The sequence below is a fragment of the Rosenbergiella gaditana genome, from assembly GCF_018494065.1.
Classification (GTDB): Bacteria; Pseudomonadota; Gammaproteobacteria; order Enterobacterales; family Enterobacteriaceae; genus Rosenbergiella; species Rosenbergiella gaditana.
This window is the reverse complement of record NZ_JABBFR010000007.1, coordinates 30,638-50,602: the sequence shown is the minus strand read 5'-3', so window position 1 is coordinate 50,602 and position 19,965 is coordinate 30,638. Positions and strand designations below refer to the sequence as shown.

Here is a 19,965-nt window from a genome sequence, read left to right as displayed (position 1 = left end):
GACATTTTTGGCACGGATAACGTGTTCTTCCTCACTGACTGCCTGAACGTTGCTTTGTTGAGATGTTGCCCAGGCCAAAAATGACAAGCTTATAAACTTCGGACTCCTTATGTTAGATAGCTTACTTGTCATCCTAGTATTAATTGTTATTAGCTTTTTCTTTGCTATGTCGGAGATCTCACTGGCCGCCGCGCGGAAAATCAAACTCAAACTGCTCGCCAACGACGGTGATATTCGTGCAGAGCAGGTGCTCAAACTTCAAGAGTCACCGGGCATGTTTTTTACCGTCGTGCAGATTGGCGTCAATGCTGTCGCTATTTTAGGCGGTATTGTCGGTGACTCCGCCTTTATGCCGGTTTTTTCTGATTTCTTTCATCGGTTCTTATCTCCAGAATTGTCAGAAAAGCTGAGTTTTATCTGTTCTTTCACTGTCGTGACAAGCCTCTTTATTTTATTCGCTGACCTCACGCCTAAACGTATTGGGATGATAGCACCTGAGGCTATCGCATTGCGTATTATTGGGCCAATGCGAATCTGCTTACTTGTATTCCGTCCACTGGTCTGGTTTTTTAACGGTATGGCTAACAATGTTTTCCGTCTCTTTAAAATTCCGATGGATCGCAAAGACGACATCACGCCAGATGATATTTATGCGGTGGTGGAAGCTGGTGCCTTAGCGGGCGTGTTGCGTAAACAAGAACACGAACTGATTGAAAACGTTTTCGAACTGGAATCACGTACTGTTCCTTCATCAATGACCTCCCGGGAAAACATTGTCTGGTTTGATCTCAATGAAGAAGAGGCGGTATTAAAGTCGAAAATTGCCGATCATCCCCATTCTAAGTTCCTCGTTTGTAACGGTGATATCGATCATATCGTCGGTTATGTCGATTCTAAAGAGCTACTGTTACGTGTGTTGGGTAATCAGAGTATGACCTTAAGCAGTGGCGTACAGATCCGTTCAGCTCTGATCGTACCTGATACCTTAACGCTTTCTGAAGCCTTGGAAAGTTTTAAAACCGCGGGCGAAGATTTCGCGGTGATCATGAACGAGTATGCATTAGTCGTTGGGATCATTACCCTCAACGACGTCATGACGACCCTGATGGGCGATTTGGTCGGACAAGGTTTTGAAGAGCAAATCGTCGCGCGCGATGCAAACTCTTGGTTAGTGGAAGGCGGGACACCGATTGATGATGTCGTCCGTGTGCTGCATATCGAAACCTTTCCTCACTCTGGCAATTATGAAACCATTGGTGGTTTTATGATGTATATGCTGCGTAAGATCCCTAAACGTACCGACTTTGTGATCTTCTCAGGCTATAAGTTTGAGGTGGTTGATATCGATAACTATCGGATTGACCAACTGCTGGTGACACGGGTAAGTGATGAACGTCCCACTCCAGTGACTCCTGCCGGTCAAGTGATCGACGAGATTACGGGTAAGCAGCAATAAACACTCGGGCCACAGACGTTAACGTTCTGTGGCCCGACAATTAGAATTTAACTTGCAACTCGTTCACCTGACGATTGATTTCAGACATCATACTTAAACGCTGAATATCGCCATTCACAGGTTTCAATACCTTTCCTTGGTCAAAATAAAACTCGCCAACATCCTCAATATAAATCTCGCCTTTAAATAACGTTTTGACGTAACGGGCGATTTGAATCGGATTATATCGCTTATAAATTTTCACTGAGTCTTTCTCTCTTTCGCTCCTGCGTTCTGAGATAGAGTGTAGTTTGTTATCCAGAAAACACAAAAATCACAGACTGATAATCTTTGATTAACCTATCAAAAATAGTGATTGAATCTAATAAATCAATAATTGATATTAAAATTTAAGCCTTTTATTTCTTATGGTGAAGAAACTAATCAGAATTATCGGCAGGTTTGGTGACAAATTTATGGCGAAAGGAAATTATTTTGCTCCCTCAAATAAGGGAACAAAAGAGAAACAGCGGAATTAAAACAGCGAGACGCGAAAGCCTGGATTCAAGAAGGATTCCCGAGGGGTATAGTCGAGGGTAGTACCGTGCCAATCAGTAACCTGTGCCCCAGCAGCAAGGGCTACTGCATGGCCCGCACCAGTATCCCAAATATTTGTCGGCCCAAAACGGGGATAAAGCTGCGCTTTACCTTCTGCCACCAAACAAAATTTAAGTGAAGAACCAATTGCAACGGTCTGGTGCTCGCCGAGCTGTTGAAGGTAATCTTTCAATTCAGGGTCATTATTGGCATGGGAGCGGCTCACGACAACTAAGGGGGGCTGCGCATTGGCGGCTTCTATCCGTTGACGTGCCCCACTGGCTTCCTCTTTCCACGCCTTGCCCTCAGCCGCGCAGTAAAGCGCATCTAATACTGGGGCATAGACTACACCAAGTATCGGTTTACCCGCCTCGATTAAGGCAATGTTCACGGTAAACTCACCATTACGTTTAATAAACTCTTTGGTTCCATCGAGTGGGTCGACCAACCAATAGCGCGTCCATTTCTGTCGTGCTGACCATTCAACAACTGACTCTTCAGATAAGATCGGGATGTCGGGGGCTAAAGCCTGTAAGCCAGCAATAATCACGCTATTTGCTGCCAGATCGGCGGCAGTGACTGGCGAATCATCCGTTTTGATCTGCACATCAAGCCCTTCTTCGCGATGATAGATTTTAAGGATCTCTTCACCGGCTAGGCGTGCGATCTGGTTAATCTGGTCTAACATTTTTAGCCTCCCGTCAACGGCCGTTAGTAATATCAAAATTTATGATAGTTGAGGTTACCATACTCCGTTGAAAGGGGTGGGTAAACCTCGATTTGCGGACGAAAAAAAACCGGCGCAAGGCCGGTTGATTGCAGTGGTTAACTTACAGGATATCCAGTAATTCAACTTCAAAAACGAGGGTACTAAATGGAGGGATTGAAGCCCCAGCACCACGTTCGCCGTAAGCAAGATGTTGAGGGATAACAAGCTCCCACTTCGATCCTACTGGCATCAAGGTTAGCGCTTCTATCCACCCAGCGATAACGCCGCTGACCGGGAACTCTGCTGGCTCACCACGGGCGACTGAACTGTCAAATACCGTACCATCTGTTAATTTCCCGGTGTAGTGCACACGCACACGGTCTTGGCGAGAAGGAATTGCGCCTTCACCTTGCGTCAGCACACGAAACTGTAATCCAGACTCAGTGCTATTCACGCCTTCACGTTGGCGGTTCTCTTCAAGGTACTTTGCCCCTTCAGCAGCCATTTCTTTTGTACGCTCGTCACGTACTGCGTCCGCACGCTCGTGCATTTCACGTAATGCACGATGTAAAACATCCATAGGCACAGCCGGCGAATTTCCTTCCAGCGCATCACGCAGACCAGCTAATAAGGCCTCAGGCTCAAGACCTTGTAATCCTGATTCTAACAATTGCTGTCCAACTTGCAGGCCGATACCATAGCTTGCTTGCGTTTCAACACTGTCAAAAGAAAGAGTCGTCATTTCTGTTCCTTTTCTCTAAATAAATTGAACCGCAAGGATAGCAGCGTGAAGGCTGTTCGTAAAATTGATCCGCTGAGTAATGACTTTTTCTTAAGAAAGATTAACAATGATAGCAATAATAGTGGTTGAATCTCAGCACAATGCTAAAGGAGGCAGCGATGAAGGAGAGGATTTCTGCTTTGCTCGACGCAAGTGGACAGTTTTATCTGCGCGAGGTCCGTCCACGTCTCCAACCGCTGCTGGCGTCTTTCTCACCTTGGCATCGGCGTGCGATGGTGGTGGCTGCTCTACTGATGATTATTGGAGTGCTACTCCCCGGCCCGACACCGTCCCCAGATGTGACATTACGCCACGTTGATCCGCCTAGTATGCTCGGCGAACAGAGCGATACGCAAGGTACTTGGCATATCTACCATGTTGCTGCAGGCGAAACCTTAGCTCAGCTATTTCGGGATCATGGGCTAGCCACTGAAGCACTTTATGCGATGGCAAATGTGCAAGGGAGCGATAGACCGCTGAGTACATTGAGTGCGGGGCAAGCCGTGAAGATACGCATGACGGCTAAAAGTGACGTAACAGGATTAACGCTCGAGAATACGCAGGGACAGGTGTTATTCGTACGTCAAGAGGATGGACGCTTTCTGCGGGTACAATAATGAGAAGCAAAAATGCCGGCTTGCGCCGGCATTTGTCTCACGGCTGATCTTACTCAGCTGCGATTTTGATAACCAGTTTAGCGAAAACTTCGCCGTGTACTTGGAAATCAACTTCGTGGTCACCAGTGGTGCGAAGCACACCATTTGGTAAACGCACTTCACTTTTAGCAACAGCAACACCTGCAGCGGTCACAGCATCAGCGATATCGCGAGTACCGATTGAACCGAACAGTTTACCGCCTTCACCCGCTTTAGTTGCGAGGGTGACAGTGCCCAGTGCATTGATTTTCTCAGCACGAGCATTCGCAGCAGCCAGAGTTTCCGCTAATTTAGCTTCTAACTCAGCACGGCGAGTTTCGAAAAACTCGATGTTGTTTTTGGTTGCTGGGACAGCTTTACCTTGTGGTACCAGGAAGTTACGAGCGTAGCCCGCTTTAACGTTGACCTGATCACCTAGGTTGCCCAGGTTTGCTACTTTATCAAGCAGAATAACTTGCATTACCTTATCCTCTTAAAGTCGTTAATGGACAGCTACCGATTACTGATGACGATCAGTGTACGGTAACAGAGACAGGTAACGCGCGCGCTTGATAGCACGGGCCAGCTGACGCTGGTATTTTGCACGGGTACCGGTAATACGGCTTGGTACAATCTTACCGCTTTCAGTGATGTAGTTTTTCAGCGTTGCGATATCTTTATAATCGATCTCTTGAACGCCTTCCGCGGTGAAACGGCAGAACTTGCGACGACGGAAATAACGTGCCATTTGGCTAGTCTCCAGAATCTATCAATTCAATCTGCTCGGCATGCAGTACCAGTTTACTTTGGCCTGTTTTCGCCTTGTGGCTATGGACAAAACCTTCCAGTAAAAGCTGCTTGCCGACCGTTATATGTTGAGTAATTAGCTGATGTTCATGTCCACTGATAATCACAGGGATACGGCATACAGCCAGCCGGTTAATCCCGGCTTCCCGCTGCATAGATTCGTGTTCTAACACGAATTGACAATGCGGGATTCCTGAGGGGCTAGTTTTTCTTACTACGGCTGTGCACACGTGCCCAGACAGTTGTAGACGGTTAGCCACCATCAAGAATTACTCTTCAGAATCCTCAGCATCTGAGTCATCAGCGGCTTCGTTAGCAAAGTCATCACGACGATCACGACGTTCTTCTTTTGCTTTAACCATTGGTGATGCTTCAGTTACCGCATGCTTAACGCGCATGACCATGCTGCGGATAACGGCGTCGTTGAAGCGGAAGTTTGTTTCCAGCTCATCAATCACTTCTTGCGGAGCTTCAACGTTCAGAAGAACGTAGTGTGCTTTGTGCAATTTGTTGATTGGGTAAGCCAGCTGACGGCGGCCCCAGTCTTCCAGACGGTGGATCTTGCCTTCTGCACCAGTGATAGCACCAGTGTAACGCTCGATCATGCCAGGAACCTGTTCGCTCTGGTCAGGATGAACCATAAATACGATTTCGTAATGACGCATCGGTTGCTCCTTACGGATTATTCAGCCTCCTGTCAGGGTCAGCCGCGGCCCATGGAAGCAAGGAACGTTTTAAAATGCGGCTGAAAAATTTGACGCGTAATAGTACTGATACTAGCGGCTAAACACAAGACAATCCGCATCTTATTTAGTAAACATCCCGATTGTTACCAATCGTGGCCAATCCGGGTCTATACTGGATTGGATTATCATAGGAGGAGTTATGTTAAAGCCATTAGGTATTATCGCTTCGCTACTGGTCGCACCGGGTGCTTTTGCCGCGGAGGTAACCTTTAGTGATTTAGTCAAAACCCCTGAAGGGGGAAAAGCGCTTACCGCGTTAATGAGCCATCAACATCTACCCAACTGGATTAAAACCGGTGGCGTAGAATCTCCCGCTCAAACAGTGACGGTGAAAGGGAACGATTATCAGGTCTACACTATCTGTAAACCTCATAACTGCGGTAACCAGCAATTCGCAGTCCTTTATTCCGCAAAACTTAAGCAAATGAGCGGACTTTATCTACAAGCCAACGAAAAATTACATCGTGAGACACTACAGTGGCTCAATGTCAGCGATGAATTATCGATTGATGGTAAAACGATCCTCTATGCTGCCACCACGGGTAGCCTGTCGAACCATCCGAAGGCCTTTAATTACGGCGAGTAATGCCTAAGGCAGTGGAGGCCATGCGAGTATCTTCGCGCCTTCTAAGGACGGTTTTTACCGTCCTCTTTTCTTCCCTCTCCAGTCAGTTTAATAACTTTTATCAGTACAAAAAATTTTATTATTAATCCCTACTTTACTCTCTTGAAAAAAAGCCTATTTTAGCAAGCTAAAAACCATTTCTAGGCTGCATTCACCGGTAGTTGGGCATAGAAATTGCTTAAACAGTATTACCCAATCTTGTCCCAGGTGGTGTTGAATGACTCAAGATGTAACATATAAGCGTAATTTAGGATTATGGCAGGTGGTCATCGTCGGTATTGCGTACATGACGCCGATGACGGTATTTGATACTTTCGGTATTGTTTCAGGCATGACCTCAGGCCGTGTTCCATTAGCCTACCTCTTAGCGCTCTTTGCAGTATTACTCACTGCCTGCAGTTATGGGAAAATGGTAAAAGTCTTCCCTAAAGCAGGTTCTGCTTATACCTACGCACGCAAGACCTGTGGTAACAGAGCTGGATTTTTAGTGGGGTGGGCCTCTCTGCTTGACTATATGCTGTTGCCAATGATCAATGCGTTGTTAGCTGGCATTTACTTACGCTCTCTATTTCCCCAAGTGCCCTCTTGGTTATGGATTGTGCTCTTCACTGGCTTAGTGACTTGGGTAAACAGCCGCAATATTCGTTTACTGGCAAATCTAAACTTTCTTTTTGTCGGTGCGCCCGTGCTATTGATGGCTGTTTTCGTTTGGCTCGTCATTCAAGGTGTGGGGCATCAGCATGGTCATGAAGCGGTTTGGACTCTAAAACCGTTGTGGAATGGTGAACAGACATTCCTGCCATTAGTCGCGGGCGCCGCAGTCCTCTGCTTCTCTTTCCTCGGCTTTGATGCAGTGACAACGTTATCCGATGAGTCCCATCAACCTGAGCGCACTATCCCACGGGCGGTACTCCTCACTGCATTAATTGGTGGCATTATTTTCTTTGTGGCGGCCTGGTTTACCCAGCTCTACTTTCCGACCAATGTGGAATTTAAAAACCCAACTGAAGCCATGCCTGAAATTGTGCTTTATGTCGGTGGGAAATTTTTCCAATCCGTTTTTCTCGTTGCCATTTTAGTTAACACCTTTGCCTCAGGGTTGGCCTCACACGCCAGTGCTGCACGATTACTGCATATTATGGGACGCGATGGTATTTTCCCTATCGCTAAGTTCCGCTATATCCACCCTCGCCTAGGTAGTCCACTCTATTGCGTTCTCTTTGTGGGTGCCTTAGCGATGACCGCCGTCTTCTTTAATCTAGATACTGCAGTCTCCCTGATTAGTTTTGGCGCACTGGTTGCCTTTACTTCAGTCAATGTGTCAGTGATTGCCTATTATGCCATTCAGCAAAAACGGTTAAATACTCTGTCACACTGGGTCTCACACCTCGTGATTCCTGTAGCGGGTATTTTATGCATCGGCGTGATGTGGCTTAACTTAGATCAAGATGCCATGCGGTTAGGGCTCGTCTGGACGGCAATCGGCGTATGTTGGATCATCTGGTATTGGTGGACTAAGCGAGAGTTGGTCTTTAGCCAGTAAGGAAAGACCCGCCTACCTAAGGTAAGCGGGTGATTAATTAATGGATGAGTGAGGGAGAGGCTTGGGAGGTCGCGCCTTTCCCTGAAGAGGGGGATAATTGTTCTAATACTTTTTCCACCTGTTCTAAGACCTGATCACACTGTGCCAGGGTTAAGGTTAGAGGCGGCTCAATTCTGACGGTACGAGCATTATTCAAGGTCCCCGCCACTAATATCCCCCGGCGGAACATTTCGCTGGCAAAAGCATAGCCCGTCTCATTGTCACAAAACTCCAGTGCCTGTAAAAACCCCATCCCTCGCGCCTCAGTAATAATTTGAGGATAACGCTTGGCGCACTCTTTAAGCCCCTTAAGCAAGTAATCCCCTTTGTGCTGGGCCTGTGCAGCGAGGTCATCACGCAGCAGTACGTTTATCGTCGCCAATGCTGCCGCACATGCCATCGGATTACCGCCAAAGGTTGTGGTGTGTAAGAAGGGATTATCGAAAAGCACCGAAAAGATGCGTTTGCTGGCGATCGTTGCACTAATCGGCATCACTCCGCCGCCCAGCGCTTTCGCGAGGCAGAGAATGTCTGGCTCCACCCCGTAGTGCTCACAGGCAAACATTTTCCCCGTTCTGCCCATGCCCGTTTGTACCTCATCGAGAATCAATAATGCTCCTATCTCATCGCACAATGCACGTACCGCAGGTAAATAGTCCTCTGGCGGGAGAATAACGCCGCCCTCACCTTGAATAGGTTCGAGGATCACCGCAGCAATGCCCTCTCCCCGAGCCTCACACTCCGCTACTTTAGCCCGCATCGCCCGAATATCACCAAAATCGACATGATGAAACCCCGGGACTAAAGGTTGGAAGGGTTCACGAAAGACAGGTTTGGCAGTCGCCGATAACGATCCTAGTGACTTACCATGAAAAGCGCCATTCGCGGCGATAAAGCTGAATTTCCCTTGGGGGGCCTGGTATGCTTTGGCTAATTTCAGTGCTGCTTCCACAGACTCGGTACCGCTATTACCAAAGAAACAATAATTCAGCTCCCCCGGTGCAAGGCCTGCTAAGGCCTGTGCCAAGAGGGCGCGTAAGGGATCAAGCAGTTCCTGACTGTGTAAGGGTTGCTTGTGAAGTTGATGTTCCACTGCGTCAATGACAGTCGGATTACAATGCCCCACACTAAAAATTCCGTAGCCTCCCAAACAATCGATATATTCGTTCCCGCGAGTGTCTGCTAAGGTATTAAGGCTAGTGGCTCGCCACTCGACTGCGGCATAGCCGCCGCCCGATGTGACTGATTTGCGGTATTCTAGGAACCCGGGGTTAACATGCTGACGAAAACCGTCGACGGTCAGTTGATTGAGGAGCGCGAGCTGGTCTGAAGAAAGGGTGTCACTTTGTATAAAATCTAATGCCTGCTGAGTCGACTCTAGCGGGGTTAAGGGTTGGTTTGTACGGTTCAAAATAAGCTCCTAGCAAGTCGCACCACAGAGTGCACCTATAGTGATGCATATTTCATTCCAGAATAAAATTATCTTGATCACATAATTATATGTTTACAGTTATGCGTACTCTTTAAAACGAAAAAATTCGAATGCAGAAAGAGAATCTATTGCACGACTTTCCTACTGAGCCCCCTAATTATTAAAAATTTTTACTAACTTTTATAAGTCTAAGGGTAAAAGATAAAGATTAATGATTTAATCATTCGGTGAAACGGCTGTTTTTGACTAGTAAATTTATCACACGTTAGTAATAAAATAGACTAAACGTATATTACCGATAGGCATAGGTATAGATAAACTCCCCCACAGAGTAAAGTTATCGAGCGGTGCTTATCTCATTCCTACAAAGGATTTCGCTCAATACAGTGGCCATACTCTAGGTAGTCTGACCACTGTAAAATCCTAACGATAAGTTAAGGTAAATGTTGCAGCCGAGTTGGCTGTACCAGTAGTAATGTCACTATTGGTTTGGTAGTAGCGGCTCTTTAATCCAATATTATAACCTCCACTCGTAGAAGTGGTACCGGCAAGGAAACTCGTCCCTAATTGAAGAGGCTGATCATTATAAAGGAGTTGAATACCAACACCGGTGGCTGTATCGTTCCCGCTATTAAGATTTAACACCCCATTCGTAGCATTCTGCGCACTACCATCAATTTGTAAGTTCACGCGAGTACCTGGGTTGCAGCTAAGCGGTATAGTAAACGATTTAGTATTACTATCACTGGGCCAAGTTCCTACCCCAGAAAAGCTACGCTTCTCAACAGTTCCCATCGGCACACTAATAGCAGTATTCGTCACGGTACAGGCAAGAGTCGTCACATTAAAACTTGCAGTATTGACTAGCGTTTCTGGATTTTGCCAAGATGTCTGGTTATTTCTCAAAATAAATGAAGCAACCGTCATACCATTAACCGTACCCGAGCCCGTTGTCGTTGCTGTTTTATAATAAGTGATCCTCATCTGCCCCTGAATGGGCTGGTTACCAAGTAATCCATTGACAGTACACATAATTCTATTATTCTGGTTACCGTCTACATTATTGGTCCCATCAACATAACCAACACTCCCCGCACAATTATTAACTGATACCACGGTGACGGAATAACCTATTCCAGCAACATTCGTACTGTATATTCGTCGACCGTTTAGAGTGGCTACATATGTTCCATAACCTTTACCACCAAACTGTTGGTAGGTTAAAGAAGGACTAGGAGTGTTTGAGCACGTAAAAGCAGTCACCACTGCCCCCGTCACATCACTCCCTATTTGAGAACCTACTGGTAAATCCCTCTGTATAGTTATGTTCGGGGGGGAGAGGGTTGTCGCGGCACCGCTTGTACAAGTGTAAGCATAAGACAAGCTGGGAAATACCAGTATAGCTAAGATCAATTGTTTAATAACACTCAAATATTTCATGTCCTCTCCTAATCACATGTGACTGCGATAAATGATATTTTTTTATTATCTGTAGCACGATAGTTGGCCATACATTTACCGCCTTCCCAAGTGATACTCACGACACCAGTACTCGGCACACCACTTAAGTAAACCATTCCACGATTATCGACTATTCCCTGGGAGGTACGATTACCATTATTAACTCTCGCTATCGCACCAAAGGGTATGGTTTTATTCTCTAACTTAATAAGAATTTTTCTTCCTGATAACGTCGGGTAATCGGCAAGAACTAAAGCACCTGATGTAGGAATAACAGTTTCTGTATCACCCAATAAGTCGACATCTTCCGGTAATTTTGAGGTATCAAGAGATAATCTATTTTTACGATAGGGTGTAACGTAAGGCACCACAGCATATCCCTGGTTATCCGTATAAACCCCCGAATTATTCATTACTCGAATATCACTCGCATTATCTGCTTTAACCAAAGCTATCGTATCGCCCAGAGGCTGGCTGAGTGTATAGCCATATTTATGGGCTAATATTCCCCCCATAACGCCATAAGTTACTTGCTTTGTTTTATTGGTATAGTTATACCCTGATTGGTACTCACCATACCGGCCTTTATAGTCTAGGCTCGCATTACCTGTTGTTCCCACACCATTACTGCCATATCCCTGCTGAATATTATAAGAAAGGTTATTATCAGTAAGAGCCGTACCACTTAATCCAACAGATGAGACCGTTTTATTATCATTAGTGATACTTGATGACAAATTCAACCAACTAGAAGGAAGGAATTTATCTAAAGGTATTTGTACAGAAAGTGAATAGACTCTATCACTTGTTCCATAGAATGGGGTCTTTGAATAGCTATAGCTTAACGTATAATTTATAGAACTAATACTTGTATTAATTCCTGTGCTAATACTTGTTTCTTTTCCTTTAACTCCCCAATACTCCTGCTGGTAAGATGAAATATAAATACTACCAAAATCCGTTATGTTTTGAGTAATATTAATTTCAGCCTTATTTTTTTTATTATGGTTAGACTGCCAGTTCCAATATTGATTCTTTAAGATTTTATTTTCTTTGTCATTGTGATCTTCAGAATCGTAACCAATCGGTAAAGCACTCCCAAAAAAACCGTTTGCTTCAGAAAAATCATAATATCCCGACGTTGAATAGCGATAACCGGCCAGCGTAAAAGTAGTTCCGGTAGAGGCAACATCTTTTGAATACTGGAATCTAAAGGAAGCGCCTTTTTTGCTATCATCGTCAAAATTTGTTTTCGCAACGGTTCCATCTAACGATACTGAACCTAAATCGCCTAATCCTTTACCTATGCCTAGTGCAAAAGAATTATAATCTTGTGAAAGAATATTACCGCCGTATAGCGTTAATGCCCACGGCATTCCATAAATTAAGGTACCTTGCATAAAATTAGGTCGTTTAGTCGCGATACCTGTAGAACGATATTTTCCCAAACTTACAGAGTATTTAGTTCGCCCTTCTCTTAACATAATAGGTACTGAAGAAAAAGCTTGAGCAAAACGACGTACGGTCCCATTTGATTCTTTAACAGTCACCACGAGGTCGCCACTCGCTGAAGTGGGATACAAATCTCTAATCTCGAAAGGCCCTGGAGGTACATAACTCTGCCATATAATATTACCACTCTGTTCAATGGTAACTTGTGCATTACTTTGCGCGATACCTCTGACGACAGGAGCAAACCCACGTAAACTTTCTGGTTGCATACTGTCATCAGAAGATAATTGTAACCCTCTAAATGAATAACTATCGAAAACTTCACTAGGCGTGGTCGTATCACCAACTGTGAACTTGCTGTCTAAACGTCTAATATCGTGTTGAGCATAGGTATTGATGCTATTCCAACCAGACTGTCCCTGACTATTATTAGTATAGGTGGAGTAGTTTCTTACTCGCCACCCATTGATATTCAACCCGCTTCTAAGGTTTAAAAAAGAGTTGTTTTTATTTCCTGAGTAATAATCACTCCAAGTATTTGATCCGGTATACGCATAATTTAGGATAAGAGCATCCAGACCATCATCCCACTTACTCATGGGAACATAACCATCAACATCTTTTTTTATAAATTTTTGAGGAATAGAGATATCGATTCTTTGGTGATCAAAATCATAATTAATGAATGCATCGGGTATGAGCTTTGATATTTGAGTGATAGGTTTATCATTAGAATATCCCATCCAATCTGGTGTGGCATTATCTATCACCCCCCAACCGATTAGATCACTTTTACGTAAATCTGGTTGTAATCCCCCATCTACACTAACGAAGTTGATTTTTCTGCTGTCTAAAAAATCACCATTTAGGTATAGTGCGGCTTGATAACGGCCTGGTAGTTGCCCTCCTTTACTTTTAAAGTCAGAGAGATCTATCTGTAATGGACTTTTTCCATTGATATAAACTGAATATGGATCAAAGTAGTCATCTGAATAACTATAATTACTATAAATAATAGAAATGATAGCTAAGTTAACTCTCCCCAATCGAAAAAAATTCATTTTATATTTTTTTCCCTTTCTCATCCCGACCCCAAAAATTATTTTATAATTTTAGATACAGTAGAAGTTACGCCACCAAAATCATTAATGGCACTCCATATAACAGAGTGTAAATGATTATTGTTTATTGAGACCTCAATTTGATCTTTCGGTGGGACCATAGTAATATTTTTGAGTTCAGTTCCGTCTAATGCAATCTTATACAGCGATACATTATAAGGTGACGGATTTATAACCCTCAATTTGCCGTTACTATTGATGAACTCTAAGCTCTTGTATGCAAGGCTTGGATCACCAGTTAAGCCAGATGGCCGGTAAAAAATTTTCATTTTACTTTTTACAGTAATCAATAGTTGATTTTGAGCATTGGGATTAGTTGAGGGAATACTTTTAATATTTAGCCAAAAAACCGATTCTCTATCTTGTGGAAGCGGTTTTCCAGTGTATACAACTCTGACCGAGTTTTGACTTTTGGGTCCAAGCTTGAAAATGGGGGGGGTTGATAAGAAGGTATCATCATTATCATCATTTTCACTATCTTTATTAATCCAAGACTGAATTAAGTAGGCTTTATCATCTGGATTATTCACGCTAATTGCTGCTTGGCTATCATCTTGATTGTAAATTAATCGGGTGCCCCCAATGACGACTCCTGCATTGACAGCGAAGCTTAGTGATAAAGGTAGCAATAAGGCAAATATTTTATTTAATCTACAGATTGACATGTATGCTCCAGATAAAAAAGATATGGAGAAAAATCTCCATATCTTTACAGGCTAGTTGTAAACGATAGAGAAATTTGCAGTGGAATTTGCAGAACCAGAACCTACCGGAGTCGCAACAGCATAATATTTGGCAACATAAGTTAAAGCATTGGCTGCGGTGGATGACAAAGTTTTACTTGCAGATTGAGTACCTAAAGGAATTAGCGTCGACCCATCTTGCTCATAAATACCTATACCAACGTTGGTAGCTGTTTGATCTGAATTCAATGCTAATAGGTTACTATTAGTAGAATTAGCTCTACCATCGAATTTCACTTTAGCCGCTGTGACTGAAGCAGGGCAAGCTGTGAGACCAATCGTAAATTTAGTTGCTGCAGACGTCGAGCCAACGGCAGAAAAACCTGTACGTGCAACAGTTCCTAACGGAACAGTTTGGTTAGCTGAAGCGGCATCAACCGTACATGCTGTATCGGTAATTGTACCAGTAAAGTTGATCGTACCATCTGCTGCTGAAGCAACGAAAGAAGCAGTAGCTAATACAGGAACCAATAAAATTTTTGATATATTTTTACGCATTACATCCCCTTACTTGACATGTGTTTGTAATAAAACCAACTAAGATAAATCCTATAAAGCAATACCAATATATTAATAACTTTTGCTATTATCAATAAAGATTCGATGAAAAAATTAAATCAGTCCATCTAAACAGTCATTACCAAATAATATATATATATTACAAATTATAAAATATACTTATTTAACAACAGCTTATGATTCTAATATTTTTAATATCATTAAGTTTTAATTGTTAATTAACATGATTTTAAAAAAATACTAATGGCATTATTAGTGAGCTCACTATTTTATTGAGGAATTGGTTCAAATTTTAAATTATTTTACTAAATACATGTACTAAATACATAACTAATAAAAGGAGGTTGTCTCCATAACTTTTTTCGAGAGCAATACCATTGATGAATAATTTTTATCGAAAAATCCATTTTTTAATATTTTGAGGAAGGGGAGTAATATTTTTATTGATGAATTGCTGATCAGTTAAAGAAATATGGTCACGTATTTAATCCGGTGATAATCAGATAAACTCCCCATTTTTATCGAAGGGATTCTGATGGCTAAGGTCGATGTGAAATGTCCGTTTTGTAAGCAAACAGACCCTGTGAAAAAGCATGGGCTGGGAAGCACCGGCCATCAGCGTTATCGCTGCTAGGCATGCTGCAGAAGCTTTCAACTCGAATATGAATACCGTGCCTGCCAACAGGGCATGAAGACACAAATGGTTGACCTTGCCATGAACAATGCCGGTCTCCGGGATACCGCTCGCGTATTGCGCATTAGCATCAATGCCGTTGTGCGCCCGCAAAAAAACTCTCGCCGAAAAATGTAACCTATCGTCCACTGGATAATCTGTAAATTCAACTCATTTGTGAAGTGGATGAAATGTGGTCATTTGTTGGTAATAAAAAGCAGCAACGTTGGCTGTGGTACGCGTGGGAGCCTCGTCTCAAGCGTATTATTGCCCACGCTTTTGGCCGCAGGGGTAAGAAAACGCTTCGCCAGTTGTTGAGGCTGCTGTCAAGTTTGAATGTAGCCTTCTGGTGTACTGACAATTTCAGTGCTTATGACGTATTACCGAATGAAAAACACATTACGGGTAAGCTTTACACTCAACGTATTGAGCGTGAAAACCTGAATCTTCGCAACAGGTTGAAACGGCTGAACCGTAAAACTCTGGGATACTCAAAATCTGCAGAACTGCATGGCAGGATGATTGGTACGTTTATCGAGCGTGAGCACTATGTATTGTAATGTCATTCACCATATTGATACGCGACCAGAAATATCAACTTAACGGTGTGATGAGTGAATACTTTACAGGGTATATGACAAAACTCACTGATGACGTAATCAATGAATAATTATATTTGATTAACGCTGTTGTTTAACCAGAAAAATCTTTAGCCATTGATTGATAATAAGCTTCCTATTTAAAAAATTAGTCCTGCCCCCATTGCTGAGTGTCACTAAGCATCTTCTCCTTCTAGAAGATGCTTATCCGCTATTTATTGACGCTGACGAACCGCCTCAAATAAACAAATCCCCGTGGCAACGGATACATTCAGTGAAGAGACCGATCCGGCCATTGGAATGCTGATGAGTTCATCACAATGCTCGCGCGTCAAACGTCGCATGCCTTCGCCTTCTGCCCCCATGACTAGCGCCATTCCCCCGGTCATTTTGCTCTGATACAGCGTATGATCGGCTTCGCCGGCCGTGCCGACGATCCAGATATTGTACTCTTGCAGCAAGCGCATGGTTCGTGCCAAGTTCGTCACGCGGATAAGCGGTACCGTCTCTGCTGCGCCACACGCCACTTTCTTGGCCGTCGCGTTCAATGCCGCTGAGCGATCTTTCGGGACGATAACCGCCGCCACGCCTGCCGCATCTGCGCTACGTAAACATGCGCCAAGGTTATGTGGATCCGTCACGCCATCGAGAATCAGTAATAAAGGTTTATCCAGCTTTTCGAGTAAATCAGGTAAATCGCCTTCTTGATACTGACGCCCTGGTTTCACCAATGCCAAAATCCCTTGATGGACGGCACCTTCAGCGGCCTCATCCAACCACTGACGGGTGGCAACTTGTATCGTGATTCCCTGCGATTCCAGCACCTGAATCAGCGGTTGTAAGCGGCGATCTTCACGTCCTTTGAGTATAAAGACTTGTTGAAAGCGCTGAGGTTGACGTTCCAATAAGGCTTGAACCGCGTGGATGCCAAAAATTTTTTCACTCATAGTTTATTCTATCAATTGCCTTGAGATGGCTGGCAACCCTGAGTTGCCAGCAGGTTCTGCTTACGCTTATTCTGCGCGATTTTTCTTCGCTGCGCGTTTCGCTTTCGTAGCTTCCGCTATTTTACGTGTTTTTTCAGAGACTTTTTTAGGTTTTTTATTGACGGCTTTTGCAGAGCTCGCCCCCTCTTTTTTCTTCGTCCCTCGAAATGCACTATCAGGTTCGAAGTTCACTTTCTTGCCCGCATTACGGCGTTTTTTTACTGGAGCGGATGCGGTTTTCTTCGCTCGGTCTTTCTCCGTTTTACCTTCACCCCGCGGCTTACGTTGGCTTGAAATCAGCGCAAAATCGATCTTACGCTCATCCATATGTACCGCATCAACGCGCACTTCGATCGTATCGCCTAAACGGAACACTTGGCCACTGGCCTCGCCAGTTAAGCGCTGTCCAATTTGATCATAGCGGTAGTAGTCGTTATCCAACGTAGAGACATGGACGAGTCCATCAATAAACAAGTCGGCGAGCCGTACAAAGAAACCGAAATTGGTCACACTGGAGATAACCCCTGTAAAAGAATTACCCACTTGATCCTGCATAAAATCGCATTTTAGCCAGTCAGCGACATCACGTGTCGCTTCATCCGCGCGCCGTTCCGTCAATGAACAGTGCTGACCTAATTGCAACATTTGCTGCATATCGTAATGGCAGCCGCCGCCTGGTGTAAGTACATCGACCGGTTGCCCTTGCTCTTTCGCGATCAAGTATTTGAGTGAACGGTGCAACAGCAAATCAGGATAACGACGAATAGGCGAAGTAAAGTGCGCATAGGACGTCAGTGCTAAACCAAAGTGTCCACGGTTTTCAGGATCGTAGATCGCCTGTTTCATTGAGCGTAACAGCATCGTTTGCAGCATTTCTGCATCCGGCCGCTCGGCGACTGCACTTAATAACTCTGCATAATCAAGCGGAGTCGGTTTGTTGCCGCCAGTCAGTGTTAGACCGAGTTCACCCAGTACTTTTCGAAAGCTTTTGATACTTTCGTCTGTTGGGCGGTCATGATCGCGAAACAGAACGGGTTCTTGATACTTCTCCGCAAAACGTGCCGAGGCAATATTTGCCAGAATCATGCACTCTTCAATTAACTTATGCGCAGGATTGCGACGAAGACGCTCTACACGCTCAATACGTCGCTCAGCATTGAAGATAAACTTAGGCTCTTCGGTCTCAAAAGAGATACCGCCACGTTGCGTACGCGCTGTTTCCAGCACCTGATACATAGCATACAGCTCTTCAAGGTCTTTGACCCGAGGTGCATACTGCTCACGTAGCGCTTCATCGCCCTCAAGAATCGACCATACTTTATTGTAAGTCAGTCGAGCATGAGAGTTCATTACCGCTTCGTAATGTTTGTAACCGGTTAATTTCCCCCGTGCCGAAATCGTCATTTCACACACGAGACAGAGACGGTCAACCTGCGGATTAAGCGAGCAAAGGCCGTTCGACAAGACTTCTGGCAGCATAGGAACGACTTGCGTTGGGAAGTAGACTGAGGTGCCGCGCTTTTCAGCCTCGTGATCCAATGCGGTACCAGGACGGACATAATAGGTCACATCAGCAATCGCTACCCATAGACGCCATCCCCCTCCGCGCTTTTTCTCACAATAGACTGCATCATCAAAGTCCCGAGCATCTTCACCGTCAATGGTGACCAGCGGCAGTTGACGCAGGTCGATACGTCCCTGCTTAGCACTTTCCGGAACCTCCTCGCTAAGATGGCTAATCTCAGCCTCCACATCACTTGGCCACTCATTAGGAATTTCATGAGTGCGCAGCGCCATATCCACCGCTAAACTCGTGCCCATTTCATCACCGAGGATTTCGGTAATTTTACCAATGGCTTTCATTCTACGCGTTGGCCGTTTTTCTAGGGTCACAACGACCACTGCGCCCATACGGGCCGGCATGGCAGGGTCTGATTCAATTAAGATATCAAAACTTAACCGACTGTCGTCGGGGACAACAAAGCCTGCCCCCGCATCGGTAAAGTAGCGTCCAACAATTTGCGCGTTACGTGGCTCAACAACGCGAACCATTCTGGCTTCGCGGCGACCTTTACGGTCGGCTCCCATCGGCTGCGCCAAAATAATGTCGCCATGTAAACAGAGCTTCATCTGTTCGGCTGAAAGATAAAAATCATCCTTATAGCCTTCAGCTCGTAAGAAACCGTAGCCATCTCGGTGACCGATCACTTTTCCGCGTATAAGATCTAGACGCTCCGGTAACACATAGCATTGACGGCGAGTGAAAACCAACTGTCCATCACGCTCCATCGCCCTTAAGCGCCGGCGTAATGCTTCAAGATGCTCTTCGCTGGTAATATTGAGTTCCGCTGCGATTTCATCGCGGCGAGCGGGTGTTTCACGTTTTTCTAAATGCGCGAGAATAAACTCGCGACTTGGGATCGGATTTTCATATTTGTCCGTTTCCCGTTGTAAAAAGGGATCTTGTGACACAGGGTCCTCCAATGTCTCTAGTATAAGTTCTCTACGGAAATTTCAGCGTTGAAAATCCGTTTCAAGTTCCTGTCAGCAGCAATATCCGCCAAGGTGTATTTATCTAACTCAGCAAGAAACGCTTTCATCGCTTGCGAGAGTACCCTTTTCAAGTGACAGGAGGGTGTAATTAAGCAATGATCACAATCGACAAGCTGTAAAGGCTCTAAACGACGGACGACATCCCCGATATTGATAAATTCTGCAGGCCTGGCAAGGCGTATTCCTCCCTGCTTTCCTCGACTTGATTTAATAAAGGCTTCCTGACTCAACTTATGAACAATTTTAACCATGTGGTGGCGAGAAATAGCATAAAGTTCGCTAACTTCAGTAATCGTGGTCATTTTATCCGCGGGCAAACTCGCCATGTATATTAATGCACGTAGCCCATAGTCAGTAAAAGTGGTCAGTTGCACATCAGCCTCAATAAATACTCTGGACGAAAAAATAATTGGCTCAACTGAATTATAAACCAATCTCGATAGTGCGGGCCTTTTGTTTGTAGGTCAATACACAGAGAACACTGCAAGGAAGATTCAGTCAGGTAGGAA

Annotated in this window: 19 protein-coding genes and 1 pseudogene; 5 read left to right on the top strand and 15 right to left on the bottom strand. The window is 44.6% G+C overall.

Annotated elements, in window-relative coordinates; translation table 11 throughout:
* The first annotated feature begins 109 nt into the window (after positions 1–109).
* A complete protein-coding gene (gene paeA / locus HH682_RS06850; protein ID WP_214236848.1) occupies positions 110–1,456 on the top strand; it encodes a polyamine export protein PaeA in 1,347 nt (448 codons plus the stop codon).
* A 40-nt stretch (positions 1,457–1,496) separates the two neighbouring features.
* Here paeA and HH682_RS06845 read toward each other — a convergent pair whose 3' ends face one another.
* The 3 genes from HH682_RS06845 to fklB all read right to left on the bottom strand — a co-directional run bounded on the left by HH682_RS06845 (position 1,497) and on the right by fklB (position 3,483).
* Positions 1,497–1,700 (bottom strand): DUF1107 domain-containing protein, encoded by a 204-nt coding sequence (locus HH682_RS06845; protein WP_214236847.1) that lies wholly within the window; start codon positions 1,698–1,700, stop codon positions 1,497–1,499.
* A gap of 270 nt (positions 1,701–1,970) precedes the next feature.
* A complete protein-coding gene (gene cysQ, locus HH682_RS06840; protein ID WP_214236846.1) occupies positions 1,971–2,720 on the bottom strand; it encodes a 3'(2'),5'-bisphosphate nucleotidase CysQ in 750 nt (249 codons plus the stop codon).
* 142 nt (positions 2,721–2,862) lie between these two features.
* A complete protein-coding gene (fklB, locus tag HH682_RS06835) occupies positions 2,863–3,483 on the bottom strand; it encodes a BamJ family beta-barrel-assembly machinery protein (protein WP_214236845.1) in 621 nt (206 codons plus the stop codon).
* A gap of 158 nt (positions 3,484–3,641) precedes the next feature.
* On the opposite strand from fklB, the gene HH682_RS06830 reads away from it, so the two are divergent.
* Positions 3,642–4,139 carry a LysM-like peptidoglycan-binding domain-containing protein gene (locus HH682_RS06830; protein ID WP_214236844.1) on the top strand — a complete coding sequence of 166 codons (498 nt, stop codon included), beginning with the start codon at positions 3,642–3,644 and terminating at the stop codon, positions 4,137–4,139.
* 49 nt (positions 4,140–4,188) lie between these two features.
* Here the strand turns inward: HH682_RS06830 and rplI are convergent, their stop codons facing one another.
* The 4 genes from rplI to rpsF are packed head-to-tail and all read right to left on the bottom strand — an operon-like array spanning position 4,189 to position 5,629.
* Positions 4,189–4,638: a 50S ribosomal protein L9 gene (gene rplI / locus HH682_RS06825; protein ID WP_048912781.1), complete on the bottom strand. Its 450-nt coding sequence runs from the start codon at positions 4,636–4,638 to the stop codon at positions 4,189–4,191.
* Between the two features lie 39 nt (positions 4,639–4,677).
* On the bottom strand, positions 4,678–4,905 hold the full coding sequence (gene rpsR, locus HH682_RS06820) for a 30S ribosomal protein S18 (RefSeq protein ID WP_000135199.1): 228 nt from the start codon (positions 4,903–4,905) through the stop codon (positions 4,678–4,680).
* 4 nt (positions 4,906–4,909) lie between these two features.
* Positions 4,910–5,224, bottom strand: a complete 315-nt coding sequence (gene priB, locus HH682_RS06815; protein ID WP_241592723.1) for a primosomal replication protein N — start codon at positions 5,222–5,224, stop codon at positions 4,910–4,912.
* A gap of 9 nt (positions 5,225–5,233) precedes the next feature.
* Positions 5,234–5,629 carry a 30S ribosomal protein S6 gene (gene rpsF / locus HH682_RS06810; RefSeq protein ID WP_048912783.1) on the bottom strand — a complete coding sequence of 132 codons (396 nt, stop codon included), beginning with the start codon at positions 5,627–5,629 and terminating at the stop codon, positions 5,234–5,236.
* A 220-nt stretch (positions 5,630–5,849) separates the two neighbouring features.
* Between rpsF and HH682_RS06805 the strand changes: the two genes are divergently transcribed.
* Together HH682_RS06805 and HH682_RS06800 are read left to right on the top strand one after the other, a co-directional pair.
* Positions 5,850–6,296 carry an Ivy family c-type lysozyme inhibitor gene (locus HH682_RS06805; RefSeq protein WP_214236843.1) on the top strand — a complete coding sequence of 149 codons (447 nt, stop codon included), beginning with the start codon at positions 5,850–5,852 and terminating at the stop codon, positions 6,294–6,296.
* A 256-nt stretch (positions 6,297–6,552) separates the two neighbouring features.
* Positions 6,553–7,878: an APC family permease gene (locus HH682_RS06800; RefSeq protein WP_214236842.1), complete on the top strand. Its 1,326-nt coding sequence runs from the start codon at positions 6,553–6,555 to the stop codon at positions 7,876–7,878.
* A 37-nt stretch (positions 7,879–7,915) separates the two neighbouring features.
* On the opposite strand, the gene ygjG is transcribed toward HH682_RS06800, so the two are convergent.
* From ygjG to HH682_RS06775, 5 genes are all read right to left on the bottom strand, one after another.
* On the bottom strand, positions 7,916–9,328 hold the full coding sequence (gene ygjG, locus HH682_RS06795) for a putrescine aminotransferase (RefSeq protein ID WP_214236841.1): 1,413 nt from the start codon (positions 9,326–9,328) through the stop codon (positions 7,916–7,918).
* A gap of 444 nt (positions 9,329–9,772) precedes the next feature.
* Entirely contained in the window at positions 9,773–10,789 is a 1,017-nt protein-coding gene (locus HH682_RS06790) for a fimbrial protein (RefSeq protein WP_214236840.1), read from the bottom strand.
* A gap of 8 nt (positions 10,790–10,797) precedes the next feature.
* Positions 10,798–13,347 carry a fimbria/pilus outer membrane usher protein gene (locus HH682_RS06785; RefSeq protein ID WP_214236839.1) on the bottom strand — a complete coding sequence of 850 codons (2,550 nt, stop codon included), beginning with the start codon at positions 13,345–13,347 and terminating at the stop codon, positions 10,798–10,800.
* A 14-nt stretch (positions 13,348–13,361) separates the two neighbouring features.
* Positions 13,362–14,048, bottom strand: a complete 687-nt coding sequence (locus tag HH682_RS06780) for a fimbrial biogenesis chaperone (protein WP_214236838.1) — start codon at positions 14,046–14,048, stop codon at positions 13,362–13,364.
* A gap of 51 nt (positions 14,049–14,099) precedes the next feature.
* Positions 14,100–14,624 carry a fimbrial protein gene (locus tag HH682_RS06775; RefSeq protein WP_214236837.1) on the bottom strand — a complete coding sequence of 175 codons (525 nt, stop codon included), beginning with the start codon at positions 14,622–14,624 and terminating at the stop codon, positions 14,100–14,102.
* A gap of 556 nt (positions 14,625–15,180) precedes the next feature.
* Here HH682_RS06775 and HH682_RS06770 point away from each other — a divergent pair.
* Positions 15,181–15,878 (top strand): annotated as a pseudogene (locus HH682_RS06770) (IS1 family transposase).
* 254 nt (positions 15,879–16,132) lie between these two features.
* Here the strand turns inward: HH682_RS06770 and rlmB are convergent.
* The 3 genes from rlmB to nsrR form a co-directional block, all read right to left on the bottom strand.
* The gene (gene rlmB / locus HH682_RS06765) at positions 16,133–16,864 is read right to left on the bottom strand and encodes a 23S rRNA (guanosine(2251)-2'-O)-methyltransferase RlmB (protein ID WP_214236836.1); all 732 of its coding nucleotides are present in this window, start codon (positions 16,862–16,864) and stop codon (positions 16,133–16,135) included.
* A gap of 66 nt (positions 16,865–16,930) precedes the next feature.
* Entirely contained in the window at positions 16,931–19,375 is a 2,445-nt protein-coding gene (rnr, locus tag HH682_RS06760) for a ribonuclease R (RefSeq protein WP_214236835.1), read from the bottom strand.
* A gap of 17 nt (positions 19,376–19,392) precedes the next feature.
* The gene (gene nsrR / locus HH682_RS06755; RefSeq protein ID WP_214236834.1) at positions 19,393–19,830 is read right to left on the bottom strand and encodes a nitric oxide-sensing transcriptional repressor NsrR; all 438 of its coding nucleotides are present in this window, start codon (positions 19,828–19,830) and stop codon (positions 19,393–19,395) included.
* Positions 19,831–19,965: the final 135 nt, after the last annotated feature.

What these genes read in the sequence shown, in the direction of transcription:
- paeA (WP_214236848.1), top strand. Translation starts at nt 110, where the DNA reads ATGTTAGATAGCTTACTTGTCATCCTAGTATTAATTGTTATTAGCTTT.
- cysQ (WP_214236846.1), bottom strand. Translation starts at nt 2,720, where the DNA reads ATGTTAGACCAGATTAACCAGATCGCACGCCTAGCCGGTGAAGAGATC.
- fklB (WP_214236845.1), bottom strand. Translation starts at nt 3,483, where the DNA reads ATGACGACTCTTTCTTTTGACAGTGTTGAAACGCAAGCAAGCTATGGT.
- HH682_RS06830 (WP_214236844.1), top strand. Translation starts at nt 3,642, where the DNA reads ATGAAGGAGAGGATTTCTGCTTTGCTCGACGCAAGTGGACAGTTTTAT.
- rplI (WP_048912781.1), bottom strand. Translation starts at nt 4,638, where the DNA reads ATGCAAGTTATTCTGCTTGATAAAGTAGCAAACCTGGGCAACCTAGGT.
- rpsR (WP_000135199.1), bottom strand. Translation starts at nt 4,905, where the DNA reads ATGGCACGTTATTTCCGTCGTCGCAAGTTCTGCCGTTTCACCGCGGAA.
- rpsF (WP_048912783.1), bottom strand. Translation starts at nt 5,629, where the DNA reads ATGCGTCATTACGAAATCGTATTTATGGTTCATCCTGACCAGAGCGAA.
- HH682_RS06805 (WP_214236843.1), top strand. Translation starts at nt 5,850, where the DNA reads ATGTTAAAGCCATTAGGTATTATCGCTTCGCTACTGGTCGCACCGGGT.
- HH682_RS06800 (WP_214236842.1), top strand. Translation starts at nt 6,553, where the DNA reads ATGACTCAAGATGTAACATATAAGCGTAATTTAGGATTATGGCAGGTG.
- HH682_RS06790 (WP_214236840.1), bottom strand. Translation starts at nt 10,789, where the DNA reads ATGAAATATTTGAGTGTTATTAAACAATTGATCTTAGCTATACTGGTA.
- HH682_RS06785 (WP_214236839.1), bottom strand. Translation starts at nt 13,347, where the DNA reads ATGAGAAAGGGAAAAAAATATAAAATGAATTTTTTTCGATTGGGGAGA.
- HH682_RS06780 (WP_214236838.1), bottom strand. Translation starts at nt 14,048, where the DNA reads ATGTCAATCTGTAGATTAAATAAAATATTTGCCTTATTGCTACCTTTA.
- HH682_RS06775 (WP_214236837.1), bottom strand. Translation starts at nt 14,624, where the DNA reads ATGCGTAAAAATATATCAAAAATTTTATTGGTTCCTGTATTAGCTACT.
- rlmB (WP_214236836.1), bottom strand. Translation starts at nt 16,864, where the DNA reads ATGAGTGAAAAAATTTTTGGCATCCACGCGGTTCAAGCCTTATTGGAA.